Source organism: Amycolatopsis azurea DSM 43854, from assembly GCF_001995215.1.
GTDB lineage: Bacteria > Actinomycetota > Actinomycetes > Mycobacteriales > Pseudonocardiaceae > Amycolatopsis > Amycolatopsis azurea.
In genome coordinates, this window is sequence record NZ_MUXN01000034.1 from 11,889 (window position 1) to 26,112 (window position 14,224).

A 14,224-nucleotide genomic window follows, 5' to 3' on the forward strand; every position below is an offset into this window, starting at 1 on the left:
AGGCCATCCAGTGTCCCTTGTCCGGGGCATCCTTGCGGTATGACGGACACGCCCGCCCGGCTGCTCAGCCTGCTGTCGCTCCTGCAGACCCCTCGCGAGTGGCCTGGCAGCGAGCTCGCCGAACGGCTGGAGGTCAGCCCTCGGACCATCCGCCGCGACATCGACAGGCTGCGCGAACTCGGTTACCCGGTCGAGGCGTCGCGAGGCTCCGAAGGCGGCTACCGGCTGGGCGCGGGCGCGGCGATGCCACCGCTGCTGCTCGACGACGAGGAGGCCGTCGCGATCGCGGTCGGTCTCCGGAGCGCCGCCGGGCAGGCGATCTCGGGTATCGAGGAGTCCTCGGTGCGGGCACTCGCGAAACTCGAGCAGGTCCTGCCCTCGCGACTGCGTTATCGCGTCGGCGCGCTGGGCGCCGCGACCGTGCCGCTCCCCGGCACCGGCCCCGCGGTGGACCCGGAACACCTCACCGTCTTCGCGGGCGCGATCGCCAACACCGAGCGGACGCGGTTCGCCTACCGGGCCGGCCACGGGACCGAATCCCGGCGGCACGTCGAACCGCACCGGCTCGTCTCGGCCAGGCACCGCTGGTACCTGCTCGGCTACGACCTCGACCGGGACGACTGGCGGATCTTCCGCGCGGACCGGATCTCCGAACCGCGAGCCACCGGCGGCCGGGCGGCACCCAGACAGCCACCCGCCGAAGACGTGGCGGCCTATGTCACCGACAAGATGTACAGCCTCCTTCCCACTTATCGCGCACGCGTGACCCTGCACGCGCCGATGAGCCAGGTCGTCCCCGCGATCGGGGACAACGTCGGCGAACTCGAACCGGTCGACGACGAGACCTGTGTCCTGAACGCGGGCACGGACACCCTGGACTGGCTCGCGTTCCGGATCCTCGGCCTCGGCTGCGAATTCACCGTGCACGAACCGCCGGAACTGATCGGCCACCTCCGGGAGATGGCCGCGCGGGCCGACCGCGGCACGAGGTCCACAGTGGACTGACGGCGGCTGCGAAGACCGGTCGGCCCTCGCAGCCGCCTGGATTCAGCCGAGTTCACCTCCCTCTCGCCTGCTCGGCGGGATCGGGAGGTACGCGCCGCGGCGCTCCGGGTCGCAGCCGACCCTGGGCAGCCGGGCCCGGATCCCGCCCGGCGTCCGCTCGAACCGCCGCGCGATCTCCTCGACGCTTTCCCCGGACAGCCAACGGCTTTCCAGTTCCGCGTCCAGCTCGTCGGACCACGGCAGGCCCTGATGCGCGGGTCGGTCGGCCGATCTTCGGCGGCCGTTGCGACCGGTTCCCCGGCCGGCGAACGCCATCAGGGTGTCGGAAAGGACGGTCGCCAGGGCCGGTACGGCCTCGGCGTCGATGTCGAGCCTGCCTTCGGCGACAGGCTCCTCCTGCGGTCCGGCTCCGCCGACCATGACGGTCACCCAGCGGTCTTCCCCGGCCGCGCCGCCACCCTCACGGGCGGCGACCTCGATGCGATAAACGGTGTCCTGCACGCGGATCTCGGTCCGGTGCTCTTCGACGATGGTCATGCCGGGGACGCTAACGGGCGGCCCCGACAATTCCCCGGCACTGCGATGGGGATTCGGCCCGGGGCGGTGGATGACCGGTACTTTCCTGGCTTTTCGGGACGAGAGGGTGCCGGTCATGGCCGGTGGGCCATCGCATTCAGAGGACTATTGACGGGTGAGGCAAACATGGTGTGTTCAGTCGCCCGCCCGCACACCGACCTCGGGTGTTGCGAAAGCCACTTCCGCAACGTTGAAGGTTGCGAAAGTGGCTTTCGCAACGCTTCCCCTTCACCGGGCTGATCGCCACCGAACACCGGCCCGTGAAGGCCTCCTTGAGGGACCCAGAGTCCCTCAAGGAGGCCTTCACGGACTTGGCACCGACAGGACACCTTTGCCCTTCTGCTCATTAAATGCGCGAGCTGGGATCCCGGCCGGACTTCTGACTTGCGGAACATGGCGTGAAGGTCGAGTTTCCTCGGCTGAGCCGAAGGAAAGGGACCTTCACCTGAAACCGTTGTGACTGCCGGTGCTGCTGAGGTGACTGCTGGCCCCGCCCTGTCCCTCGCGCGACTGCCCGCGATCGATGTCCCCAATGTGGCATTGGAGGCGCTCAACGTCCCCAATGCCACATTGGGGACACGGCTCCCTCAGCAGCTGGCCTGGCCCTGAGGAAAAGGAAATGCCCCGGTCCGGGAAACCGGACCGGGGCATCGAAGCGTCCCGAAAGCGACGGACTCAGAAAGGCAGCGCCTGAGCCAGCGCCTCCTTTTTCACTTCAGCCACGGAAGACGGCACGTCCGACTTCTTCGTGCCGGCAGCGGCACCGGCCGGAACCGGCGGCGGGACCGGGGTGCACTGCACGTCCGAACCGTTGCCCGGCTTGCGCACGGGCAGCTTCCCGGTCAGCAGGTAGTCCGCGATCTTGTCGTCCACACAGGACACACCGGACAGCGAACCCGAGTGCGTCGTGCCACCGGGGGCGCTGATCAGGCTGGAGTTCGGGTAGCGCTTGCGGACCTCGAGGCTGCCGGGGTACGGCGTCGCGGCGTCGTTCTCCTCGTTGACCAGCAGGATGCCCGGGACCTTGCTCCCGTCGATCTCCACCGGCTTGCCCGGCTTCGCGGGCCAGTCGATGCACGGCGCGTTGAACCAGGCGTTGCCCCAGGTTTCGAACGGAGCACGGAAGTGGGTGACCCAGTTGTCGAACTTCCAGCGGTTCCAGCTCTGCGGCCACGCCACGTCGGTGCACTGCACGGCCGCGTACACCGCGTACCCGTTGTCCTCACCCGGCGGGTTGGAGTTGTCGTACAGGCCCTTCAGGGTCTGCCAGTCACCCTTGTGGACCCAGCCCGAGAACGCGTTCGCCATGTCCTCCCAGCCGAACACGTAGTAGCCGGCCTGCAAGAAGATGTCCGTCCACTCGGAACCGCCGATGACGCCGCCCGCGGGCTTGTCGTACAGCTTCTTCTGCTCGCCGTACCACAGCTTCTCGACCGCGGACGCGGTCTTGCCGAGGTGGTAGACGTCGTCGTACTTCGCGAGCCAGCCGAAGTAGGTCTTGATGTTCTTGTCGAAGGCGATGTCCTGGTTCAGGTTCGCCTTGTACCAGACGTCGCGCGGGTCGACCGTGCCGTCGAACACCATCCGCCGCACATTCTGCGGGAACAGCGTGCTGTAGACCTGGCCGAGGTAGGTGCCGTAGGAGAAGCCGTAGTAGTTGATCTGCTTCTCGCCCAGCGCCTTGCGCAGGCTGTCGACGTCCTTCGCCACATCGATGGTCTTGATGTGGTCGAGGATCGCGCCGTTCTTGGCGCACGCCTTCGCGTAGCCCTTCGCCTTCTCACGCCACGCCGCCTCGATGGCGCGGGTGGTCGGCACGTACTGCGGGCGGTTGTAGGAGGCGTAGTTCCCGTCGCAGGTCAGCGACGGCTTGCTCTCCCCCACACCGCGCGGGTCGAAGCCGATCCAGTCGTACTCCTCACCCGCCTTCTTGGGGACGGCCCGGCCGAGGGTCGACAGGCCGAGACCGGAGCCACCGGGACCACCCGGGTTGACGATCATGACGCCCTGCGACTGCGCGGACTTGTGCTTGACCCGCGAGACGGCGATCGAGATCTTCTCCCCGCCCGGCTTCGCGTAGTCCAGCGGGACTTCGAGGAAGCCGCATTCCGCGCCGGCCTTGACCAGGCTCGGGCGGGTGCAGGCTCCCCAGGAGATGGGCTTCGGATCGAAGTCCGACGCCGAGGCGGCCGTGGCGGAGGGAGCGAGCGCCATGGTGCCGACGCCGATCCCCGCGACCGCCAGGGCGGCAACGAATTTCTTCACTGTGTTCCTTTTCGTCCGCGTTCGACCCGGTCGGGCCGAAGCTACCGAGAACCGGCTTCAATCTCGCTGACCGACACGTTGACCGCCATCCCTCTTTAGTCGGTATCCGAACCTCGATCCGGGCATATCAGTCTTGTCGGTCCCCTGTCGTACGCTCGCGGCGCCCACTGGGGAAAGGAGAACGCGTGGACGAGGTGAAAAGCCTGGTTTCGGCGGTTCGCAACGGTTTGGCCGCGCTGGCCGATCCGGAGAAGGCGCCTTCGATGCAGGCGTACATGAAGTCAAAAATGCCGTTCCGCGGTGTCGCGTCACCGGCTCGGGCCGCCTTGCTGCAAAAGGTCTACGCCGAGCATTCGCTACCTGATCGAGTGAGTTTCTCGACCGCCGTGCTCACCTTGTGGCGTGAGGCGAGCTTCCGTGAAGAGCGCTACGCGGCGATCGCCCTTTCCGGACACCGCGCCTACGACCGCTGGCAGGACGGCGATCTGCTCGGCCTGTACGAGGAGATGATCGTGACCGGCGCGTGGTGGGACTATGTGGACGAAGTCGCCATCCGCCGGGTCGGGCCGATCCTGCGCGCGGAACCGGAAACGCTGACCCCGCTGATGCTGACCTGGGCCTACGACGAGGACAGGTGGCGTCGCCGCACCTCGGTCATCTGCCAGGTCGGCGCCAAGGGCGGCACCGACACCGATCTGCTCACCCGTGCCGTCGAGGCGAACCTCGACGACAAGGACTTCTTCCTGCGCAAGGGAATCGGCTGGGCACTGCGCGAATACGCGAAGACCGAGCCTGACTGGGTGCGCGCCTTCGTGGCCGCGCACCCGGCACTGTCCACTCTGTCCAGGAAGGAGGCGCTCAAGCACCTGGGAGGTTGAGCACCGGCTCCGGGACGAGGGCTACCAGTTCGTCGATCGACGCCTGGTACTCGGGAAACAGTTCGCGGATCTCCTTGAGATCCTGGAGCAGGTCCAGCCGAGGTTCCCTGGGCGGGCTGTCCGCGAGGACGTCGGCAAGACGGCGTTTCGCCTCCTGCCCGCGCCCGAGGACCAGCAGGTAGAGAACGGGGCCGAGCCGGGCTTCCCAATCGTGGGGCCGCGCCGCCGCTTTGGTGACCGCCTCACCGAGAGCCTGGTCGAAGTAGGCCATGGCGGACTCGTTCTGCCCGACCTTCAGCTCTGCCAGGGCCAAGACGTTCCGCACCCAGTCGGCCCCCGCGATAGAGCGTCGGAGGACGGACACCGCCTCGGCGAACTGTCCGGCGAACAACAGCGCTTCGCCGAGACAGCCGCCGTAGTACGCGCTGTCCGGTTCTTGCCTGACCACTTCGCGCAGCTCTTGGACCGCCTTGTCGTATTCGTTCGCCTGGCGGTGGATCTCCGCGCGATGGGCGAGGCAGTCGACATCGCCGAAGCCCAGAGCTCGGGCGGCGTCCACATCGGCCAGCGCGCCCGCGTACTCACCGAACAAGAGGCGGTGACGAGACCGCTTGTAGTAGGCGTACCCCTCGTCGAGTTCCGACCGCACGGCCACGTCCAGCTCGGCGCGGGCTTCCTCGTGACGATCCAGCTCGGCCAAGTAGGCGCCCCGTAGCGAGTGAAAGAAGGCGATGTCCGGCTCGTGTTCGAGCGCGACGTCGATATCGGCGAGCGCCGCCGTCCAGTCGCCGGAGCTACCGTGTGTCCTGGCTCGATGGGCATGGGCCCACGCGTCGCCGGGCTCGAGTTCGATCGCGCGGTCCAAGGCCACTCTTGCCTCGTCGTGCCTCTTCAGCGACCTCAGGACGGTCGCCCGCTTCAGCTGGTTCTCCGCGTCCTGGGGCGCCAGTTCGATCGCCCGGTCGAAGTCGGCGAGAGCCGCTTCATGGTCGTCCGCCGACAGGTGGACGCTTCCTCGCATGTAGACGGCCCACTCGTAGTCCGGGTCGAGCCTGATCGCCGCGGTGAAACCGTCGATCGCGAGCCGGTATCGCTCGGCGCGATAGTGGAACGCGGCCCGGGCCGCGAGCGCCCAGGAGTCGTCGGGTTCGGCCGCGACGGCCGCGTCGAACATCTGGCCCGCCTCGTCCTGGTTCCCGGCTTTCTCCAGGAATCTGGCCAGCTCGCCCAGGTAGTACGCGTCCTTCGGTCGCAGGGCGGCCGCGGCCCGGAATCCGGCCAGCGCTTCTTCAGGCTGCGCCAGCTGATCCAGCAGTACGGCCCGGCGGTGGACGGCCCACGGGTAGTCGGAGTCGAGCCTGACAGCGGTGTCGAGCTCGGCGATCGCCTTCCGAAGGTCTCCGCGTTTCTCGTGCACCTTCGCGCGTGCGGTGTAGGCCCAGGCGTTGCCCGGCTGGAGCCGGACCGCCTCGTCGAGGTCCGTCATCGCGCCGTCGAGGTCACCCAGCTCGGCGCGGGCCGATCCGCGCCCGCGCCACGAATAGGCGTAACCGGGGTCGAGTTCGATAGCCCGGTTCAAGTCTTCGAGCGCTCGTTCCCACTCCCCCGCGTTGTGGCACAGGTTGCCCCGATCGCTCCACGCGAAGGGGTCGGCGGGATTCAGGGCGACGGCCCGGTCGTAGTCCCGTTCGGCCGCGTCGGCCTCGCCTCGATCGTCATACGCCCAGGCACGTCTCCTGACCACGGTGGACAGCCGAACGGCGTCGAGCTCGGCCGCCCCGGCCAGCAGATCAAGGACCTCCACGTCACGGGGACCGTCACCGGAGGACAGGCACTCTTCGAGTTTCTTGGCCCACCGGAGCACGGCCGGGGCGTCGGCGTCGGTTCCCGCCTGTTCCATCATCCGCGCCCAGGCACGGGCGGCGGCGACGCCGGTGGTCATCGTGTTGGCCGCGTTCAGCAGGGCCTCCGGCAGCGCTTCCGCCGGATCGGCGCAGAGCAGGTGGTACCCCTGCTCCAGTTTCAGCCGTTCCCAGTGTTCGTCACCCCAGGCTTCGCTCCGGATCTCGGTCCCCTTGGCACCGAGTCCGGCGGCCCGGTCTCCGTAGTACTCGGCCAATTTCCGGTGCCTGCCGGAGAATTCGCTGGACGAACGGCCGCGTTCGCGCCGCACCATCGGTCCCCGGACCACCGGGTGATACCGGACGGGCAGCTCACGGCGGCCGGTGAACGGGAGTTCCCGCAGCCATCGGAAGATCTCCGCCGCCTGCTCCGGCCCGGTCAGGATCCCGACGACGTCCTCGTCGAGCATCCTCGGCAGCGCGGCCATCGAGGCGATGTCCTTCAACCGCTCCTCCGGAACCCAGTGGAGGAACCTGTCGACGGCGTCACCACTGCGGTCGCCGACGCTCCCGGCCTCGGCGGGATTGCCCCTGGCCAGCATCGCGACCAGCACGGGCAGGCCGTCGGACAGCCGCAGCACGACCTCGATCACCTGCTCGTCGGTGATCCCGCGCTCCGCGAGCAGGTGCCGCGCCTCCTGTTCGGTGAACGGGCGCAGCTCGATCTCGTGCAGCAGCGCGGCGTAGCGGCTCCACCTCGCCTCGTCGAGCGGGAACTGCCCGGCCGTCGTCAGGACGAGGTTTTGCGGCAGATCGCCGTACCGCCCGCCGAACAGATCGAGCAGCCAGGTCTCCAGCACCGGCGACGTCCGCTCGAAGGTGTCGAAGAACAAGGCGATCTGGCGGGACTCCGGGATTCGCCAGAGGTCCTCGACGAACGGCTTCGTCAGCTCCTCGGCGGGATCGAGCAGCAGCCGGATGTCGGCCTGCCGCTTGAACTTCGCCGCCAGATAGCTCTGCAGCTGTTCCAGTTGCTTCGCCGCCGCGGCCGGATCGATCACCTCGGCGGCGAGACCACCGCCCGGCAGGGACTTCGCCAGCTCGAACCCGGCCTTGACCACGGTCTTCGTCAGCAGTTCGCGGCCGGCGGCGGGGGCCTGCGGGTCGCTGTGGAGCCGCTCCCGCGCCTTGAGGTAGAACTCGTACCGCTTCTCGAACCGGCTCATCCGGTTGCCGCCGCGCGCGAGGTCCTTCGCCAGCTTCACCAGCGTCGAGGGAAGGTCCTGCTGGCTGTCGTCCGCGAATCCGACGGCGGCGCGGGTCTCCTCGGCGATCCCGCGAAGCTGGTCGAGGAGGAAGGACTTGCCGACCCCGGCCAGACCGTGGACCGAGAACAGGTACCGGCGGCGCCGGTCGTCCCCGGACAGCCCCAGATTGACCCGGAAATCCTCACGTTCCCCGACTCTGCCGACGAAACCGTCGCCCAGCCGGGCGCGCGTGACGTCTTGGATGCTGGACCGACCGTCTGGACGTGACACAAGGCATCACTTTGCCACACCGGAAGCGCGTGAAGGCCCCCTTTCCTCGGGTGAGCCGAGGGAAGGGGGCCTTCACGGGACTTCTCCGAACGTGGGTCAGGCCCGCAGGCTCGCACCGAAGCGTTCACCGGCGACCGCGACGGCGGCGTCGCGGGCCTTGGTGGCCTCGTCGACGGTCAGCGTGCGGTCCGCGGCGCGGAACCTCAGCTTGTACGCCATCGACCGCTTGCCCTCGCCCAGCTGCTCGCCCTGGTAGGAGTCGAACAGCGTGATGTCTTCGAGCAGCTCCCCCGCGCCTTCGCGCAGCGCCTCGGCCAGGTCCGCCGACGGCACGCCCGTCTCGGCGACGAGGGCGACGTCGAGCAGCACCGGCGGGTACGCCGAGATCCGCGGCGCCGGACGGCTGTCCGGGATCGGGATCGCGTCCAGGTCGAGCTCCATCGCGACGGTGCGCGGCGGCAGCCCGAGCGCCTCGACGACCTTCGGGTGCAGCTCGCCGGCGTAACCGACGGGCCACTGGCCCACCCGCAGCTGCGCGCAGCGGCCGGGGTGCCACGGCGGCTGGTCCGCCGCGGCCGTGGTCAGCTCGACACCGGCGGCCTGCGCCACCAGCCGCGCGGCCTGCACCGCGTCGGCCCAGTTCGCCTGCTCGCCCTCGCCCCACCAGCCCGCGCGGCCACGCTGGCCCGCGAGCACGACGGCGACGTGCAGCGGCTGCGGCGGGACGGCCGCCTCCAGGACCGCGAGCTCCTCGTCGGTCGGACGCCGGTCCACCCCGAGCGAAGGCATCGGGATCGGGTTCGGCCCGGGCAGCACGACCTGTCCGAGGTGGAACAGCGAAACATCCTTGAAGCCACGGGAAATGTTGCGCTGCAGGATCTCCAGCAGCCCCGGCAGCAAGGTGCTCGCCATCCGGTCCTTGTCCGCCTCCAGCGGGTTGCGGATCCGGATCGTGCTGCGGCGGACGTCGTCCTCGGGCAGCCCGAACGAATCCCAGACCGAGTCCGAGATGAACGGGAAGGGCAGCACCTCGACGTAGCCGTTCTCCGCCAGCGCACGCGCGACCGAACGACGGCGGCGCTGCGTGTCGGTGAGACCACGACCGGCCGGAGCGTCGGGCAGCACCGACGGGATGCTGTCGTAGCCCTCCAGCCGGAGCACCTCCTCGACCAGGTCGGCGGGCTGCACCAGGTCACCGCGCCAGCTCGGCGGGACCGCGGTCACCAGCGCGGTGCCGTCCTCGGACGTGCCCACGTTGACCTTGCAGCCGATCTGCGAGAGCCGCTTGACCGTGACACCGCGCTCGTAGCGCACCCCGGCCACCTGGTCGGGAAGGCTGATCGGCATGGTGACCGGCTTGTTCGGCTCGACGCCGCCCTCGTCGGTACGGCCCGGCAGGATCGAGCCTTCGCCGTACTGGCGCAGCAGGCGCGCGGCGAGTTCGACGGCCGCCGCGCACAGCTGCGGGTCGGTGTAGCGCTCGAACCGCTTGGCCGCCTCGGAGAACAGCTTGTGACGGCGGGCCGTCCGGCTGATCGACGACGGATCCCAGTGCGCCGCCTCGAGCAGCACGTCGGTGCTGTCGGGGGTGATCTCGGTCGACGCGCCACCCATCGTGCCCGCCAGCGAGATGACCCCGCTGTCGTCGGCGATGATCACGTCGTCCGTGTCGAGCGTGCGCTCGACATCGTCCAAAGTGGTCAGTTTCTCGCCCGGCTTCGCCTTGCGCACCACCAGATCGCCCCTGATCGAACCGGTCGCGAACGCGTGCAGCGGGTGCCCGAGCTCGATCATGACGTAGTTGGTCACGTCGACCGCGAGCGAGATCGAGCGGATCCCCGCCAGCATCAGGCGACGGCGCATCCACCACGGCGTCGGCGCCGTCGCGTCGAGGTTCTTCACCCGGCGCAGGACGAACCGCTTGCAGCCTTCGGTGTCTTCGAGGCGCACCGGCCAGGCGTCGCTCTCGGCCTCGGGGACCTCGATGGACGCCGGGTCGCCGAACGGGACGTCGAGCGCGTTGGACAGCTCGCGGGCCAGGCCGCGGACCGACAGGGTGTACCCGCGGTCCGGGGTCGGCGTCACCTCGAGGACGGTGTCGTCGAGGCCGAGCAGCTTGTTCGCGTCCTCGCCCGGGCTGGCGGTGCTCGGGGGCAGCACGAGGATGCCGGAGTGGTCGTCACCGATGCCGAGTTCGCGCGCGGAGCAGATCATGCCGTCGCTGAGCCGGCCGTAGGTCTTGCGCGAGCCGATCTCGAAACCGCCGGGCAGCACCGTGCCGGGCAGCGCGACGACGACCAGGTCGCCCTCGGCGAAGTTCGTGGCACCGCAGATGATCCCGCGGGTCCTGATCCCGGTGGGGCCGTCGTCCTCGAAGGGACCTTCGTCGTCGTCCTCGTCGTCGTCGAGGTTCTCGTCCGGCTTGTCGGCCTCGGCGTCGTCGGACTCACCGACGTCCACCCGGCAGAAGCGGACCGGCTTCTTGAACTCGGTGAGCTCCTCGATCTCGGCGACCCGGCCGACCACGAGCGGGCCGGCGACCGGCTCGAGCTTCCGGACGTCGTCGACCTCGATGCCGATGCGCACGAAGGCGTCGGCCAGATCCTGGGCGGTGACCTCCTCGTCGACTTCGAGGTGTTCGATCAGCCAGCTGGCTGGGACCTTCACTCAGGCCTCCGTTCCGAAGGGCAGGGTGAACCGGATGTCGCCCTCCACCATGTCGCGCATGTCCGGGATTCCGTTGCGGAACTGCAGGGTGCGCTCGATACCCATGCCGAAGGCGAAGCCCGAGTAGACCTCGGGGTCGACACCGCAGGCACGCAGGACGTTGGGGTTGACCATGCCGCAGCCGCCCCATTCGACCCAGCCCGGTCCGCCCTTCTTCTCCTCGAACCAGACGTCGACCTCGGCCGACGGCTCGGTGAACGGGAAGAAGTGCGGGCGCAGCCGGGTCTTCGAGGTTCCGCCGAACATCGCGCGGGCGAAGGCGTCGAGAGTGCCCTTGAGGTGGGCCATCGTCAGGCCCTTGTCCACCGCGAGCCCTTCGACCTGCGAGAACACCGGGGTGTGCGTGGAGTCGAGCTCGTCGGTCCGGTAGGTGCGGCCGGGGCAGACGACGTACACGGGCAGGTCGCGGTGCAGCAGCGTGCGGGCCTGCACCGGCGAGGTGTGCGTGCGCAGCACCAGCCCGGAGTCCTCCTCGCCGAGGTAGAACGTGTCCTGCAGCTGGCGCGCGGGGTGGTCCTTGCCGAAGTTCAGCGCGTCGAAGTTGAACCACTCGGCCTCGAGCTCTGGACCGTCGGCGACCTCATAGCCCATGGCGACGAACGCGTCGGCGATCCGCTCGGACAGGGTCGCGATCGGGTGCCGGGCGCCGCGGGGCACCCGATCCCACGGAAGCGTGACGTCGACGGCCTCGTCGCGGAGCACGCGCTCGTCACGCTCCGCTTGCAGCACCGCACGACGCGCGTCGAAGGCGGACTGGATGCCCTGCCGGGCTTCGTTGACCCGCTTGCCTGCCTCGGCCTTCTCCTGCTTCGGCAGCGCGCCGATCTCGCGGCGGGCGAGCAGCAGCGGAGACTGGTCCCCGAGGTGAGCGGGCTTGACCGCGGCCAGCGCGTCGAGATCCGCCGCGGCCGCGAACTCCGTCTCGGCCTGCTTGACGGCGGCCGTCAACGTTTCCGGCGCGAGGGCTCCCACCTGGGGTTCCTGCTTGTCGTTGGCTTCGGACATAACTCCTCGGCGTCCGCTGGGACTGGTCCGGTGCACGCGAGCGCGCACATGGGTTTAGCAGCTGCTGAATTCTATGGGACAGCGAACGGCGGCCCCCGATCACCCTCGGGCTGGGCACACCGTCACTCAGGAAGGCGAAAAACGCGCTCTACGCCGTAAACAAGGTGCTGGAACGAACACTGCGTTCCATGAGAGCTCCCTTGGTGTCGTGGTGCGACGGCGTGCTGCCCGCGACTCTACGTGGCCGCGGGCACCGAATCCATCCGTTTCCGGCTCATCGCCCGGCGAAGGCGCCTTCGAAGTCCACCTTGCCGAACTCCTCCGGGACGACGCCGTCGGCGGCGTAGCGGTACAGCGCGGTCTGGTAGATCCCGGCCAGCGTCGTGCAGAGGATCGAGACCAAGAACCCCCACACGAGTGAAATCCCGATGGCGACGAAGATCGTGATGGTTCCGCCGAGCAGGAAACCGGCGCCCAGGAAGACCGCGAACCCGGCCAGCGTCAGCAGGAAACCGACCAGCCCGATGCCGAACCTTCCGGCGGCCTGCTCGCCCCAGGTCCGCTTGAGCAGCTCCGCCGACCGCTTGGCCCCGTGCCGGACTCCGGCGTCCTCGATCATCATCACCGGCAGGACGAGATACGTGATCAGGTTCCAGGCGGCTCCGGCCAGCCTGCCGACGAGGAGGCCGATGAACCCGAATCGCTGCTCGATCTCCCGGAGGATCAGGGAAACCGTCGCGGTCACCACCGACCAGCCCAGCAGCGGCAGCCATCGGCGGCCTGCTTCGGCCAGCCCGGTGGCCACGCGGGGGTCGTCACCGCGCAGCGCGACGTCGGCCTGCGAGATGAGGGCGGCGTTGAAGAACACCGTGACGAAAGCGGCCGCGAGGTAGAACAGCCCGATCAGCACGTACGAACCGGGCGTCAGCCGGGAGTGGTCGGCGATCTCGGTGTGGGAGATCCAGTAGCCGCTTCCGAGGAAGACCGCGGCGACCAGCAGCCCGGCGACGGCGGCGAGTACCGGGAAGATCGCGAGTTCCTTGCGGGACCGCAGAACTCGCCAAGAAGCACCGAACAAGGCAAAGGAACGGGCGATACGCCCCATGATTCCCCCAGTGAATCAACGGAAATTGGTGAAGCGGCAGCTTAACGAGCCGCGCGCGAGGACATCGCGTTGGTGTACACGCAGATCGCGGCGGCCGTCGCGAGGTTCAGGCTCTCCGCCCGGCCGTACATCGGGATCTTGACCGCGAGGTCGACTGTTTCCAGGACATCGCGGGGCAATCCGTGCGCCTCGTTGCCGAACACCCACGCGGTGGGCTCGTCGAAGGTCACTTGATCGAGTTCGGTGTCGGCGTAGCCGTGCGCGCCGAACGTGCGGAGTCCGGCGGCGGAGCAGGCCTTCAAGGCCGCGTCGACGTCCCGGATCCGGGTGATGGCGGGGTGGAACAGGCTGCCGGCGGCCGCGCGGACGCATTTGCCGTTGTGCGGGTCGACGCTGTCCCCGGCGAGGACGACCGCGTCGGCACCGGCGGCGTCCGCGACCCGGATCACGGTGCCCGCGTTGCCGGGGTCCGCGACGTCGACGAGGACGACGACGAGCTTCGCGCCGGGCTTGAGGACAGTCTCCTGTGGACGATCGACGAGCGCGCAGACCGCGACGATGCCCTGCGGTGTCACGGTTTCGGACAGTCCGTCGGCGGCGCGGTCGGTGATCGGCGAGACCGGGACGCCCGCCTCGCGCGCGATGCCGAGCAGCCGCTCGTGCTGCGCGGCGGCGCGTTCGGTCACGAACAGCTCGTACACCTTGCCGCCGTCTACGAGGGCGGCCTCGACGGCGTTCGCGCCCTCGGCGAGGAACCGGCCGGTCTTCTCACGCTCGGCCCGGCGGGTGAGCTTGCGCGCAGCAACGACCCGGGGCGTCCGTTCGGTGAACGGAGCCGCCCCGGGTCGTGGAAGAGCGCTGTCGCCGGTCAGGCCGACTTCTTCTCTTCGGTGTTCACGTTCGCCTTGGCCAGCTCGGCCAGCGCGGTGAAAGCGGCGGCGTCGTTGACGGCGAGGTCCGCGAGGATCTTGCGGTCGACCTCGACACCCGCGGCCTTGAGGCCCTGGATGAACCGGTTGTAGGTCACGCCGTTGGCGCGGGCCGCCGCGTTGATACGGGTGATCCACAGCTGGCGGAAGTCACCCTTGCGGGCACGACGGTCCCGGTAGGCGTAGTTCAGCGAGTGAAGCGTCTGCTCCTTCGCCTTGCGGTACAGCCGCGAGCGCTGGCCGCGGTAGCCGCTGGCGAGCTCGAGAGTCGCGCGACGCTTCTTCTGGGCGTTGACAGCCCTCTTGACGCGTGCCACTGGTCCATCCTGTCGATCTGGGGGCGCGGCGGGCGCGC

The 14,224-nt window shown here is 69.0% G+C and carries 10 protein-coding genes; 2 read left to right on the forward strand and 8 right to left on the reverse strand.

Annotation, left to right across the window (positions count from 1 at the left end):
- The first annotated feature begins 39 nt into the window (after positions 1-39).
- On the forward strand, positions 40-1,005 hold the full coding sequence (locus B0293_RS40335; protein ID WP_005163267.1) for a helix-turn-helix transcriptional regulator: 966 nt from the start codon (positions 40-42) through the stop codon (positions 1,003-1,005).
- 42 nt (positions 1,006-1,047) lie between these two features.
- On the opposite strand, the gene B0293_RS40340 is transcribed toward B0293_RS40335, so the two are convergent.
- Positions 1,048-1,542: a hypothetical protein gene (locus B0293_RS40340; RefSeq protein WP_005163269.1), complete on the reverse strand. Its 495-nt coding sequence runs from the start codon at positions 1,540-1,542 to the stop codon at positions 1,048-1,050.
- 714 nt (positions 1,543-2,256) lie between these two features.
- A complete protein-coding gene (locus tag B0293_RS40345; RefSeq protein WP_005163271.1) occupies positions 2,257-3,846 on the reverse strand; it encodes an alpha/beta hydrolase in 1,590 nt (529 codons plus the stop codon).
- A gap of 185 nt (positions 3,847-4,031) precedes the next feature.
- Here B0293_RS40345 and B0293_RS40350 point away from each other — a divergent pair, with 185 nt between their 5' ends.
- On the forward strand, positions 4,032-4,724 hold the full coding sequence (locus B0293_RS40350) for a DNA alkylation repair protein (RefSeq protein ID WP_005163273.1): 693 nt from the start codon (positions 4,032-4,034) through the stop codon (positions 4,722-4,724).
- Here B0293_RS40350 and B0293_RS40355 read toward each other — a convergent pair.
- The 6 genes from B0293_RS40355 to rplT all read right to left on the reverse strand — a co-directional run bounded on the left by B0293_RS40355 (position 4,705) and on the right by rplT (position 14,186).
- Positions 4,705-8,103 carry a tetratricopeptide repeat protein gene (locus tag B0293_RS40355; RefSeq protein WP_005163275.1) on the reverse strand — a complete coding sequence of 1,133 codons (3,399 nt, stop codon included), beginning with the start codon at positions 8,101-8,103 and terminating at the stop codon, positions 4,705-4,707. The two genes, B0293_RS40350 and B0293_RS40355, sit on opposite strands and share 20 nt — an antisense overlap.
- Positions 8,104-8,199: 96 nt before the next feature.
- The gene (gene pheT / locus B0293_RS40360) at positions 8,200-10,770 is read right to left on the reverse strand and encodes a phenylalanine--tRNA ligase subunit beta (RefSeq protein ID WP_005163276.1); all 2,571 of its coding nucleotides are present in this window, start codon (positions 10,768-10,770) and stop codon (positions 8,200-8,202) included.
- Positions 10,771-11,835: a phenylalanine--tRNA ligase subunit alpha gene (pheS, locus tag B0293_RS40365; RefSeq protein ID WP_005163277.1), complete on the reverse strand. Its 1,065-nt coding sequence runs from the start codon at positions 11,833-11,835 to the stop codon at positions 10,771-10,773.
- 274 nt (positions 11,836-12,109) lie between these two features.
- The gene (locus B0293_RS40370; protein ID WP_005163279.1) at positions 12,110-12,940 is read right to left on the reverse strand and encodes a DUF6159 family protein; all 831 of its coding nucleotides are present in this window, start codon (positions 12,938-12,940) and stop codon (positions 12,110-12,112) included.
- Positions 12,941-12,981: 41 nt separating this feature from the next.
- Entirely contained in the window at positions 12,982-13,812 is an 831-nt protein-coding gene (locus tag B0293_RS40375; RefSeq protein ID WP_077241505.1) for a TrmH family RNA methyltransferase, read from the reverse strand.
- The gene (rplT, locus tag B0293_RS40380) at positions 13,809-14,186 is read right to left on the reverse strand and encodes a 50S ribosomal protein L20 (RefSeq protein WP_005163284.1); all 378 of its coding nucleotides are present in this window, start codon (positions 14,184-14,186) and stop codon (positions 13,809-13,811) included. Before rplT ends, B0293_RS40375 begins: the two co-directional genes overlap by 4 nt.
- Positions 14,187-14,224: the final 38 nt, after the last annotated feature.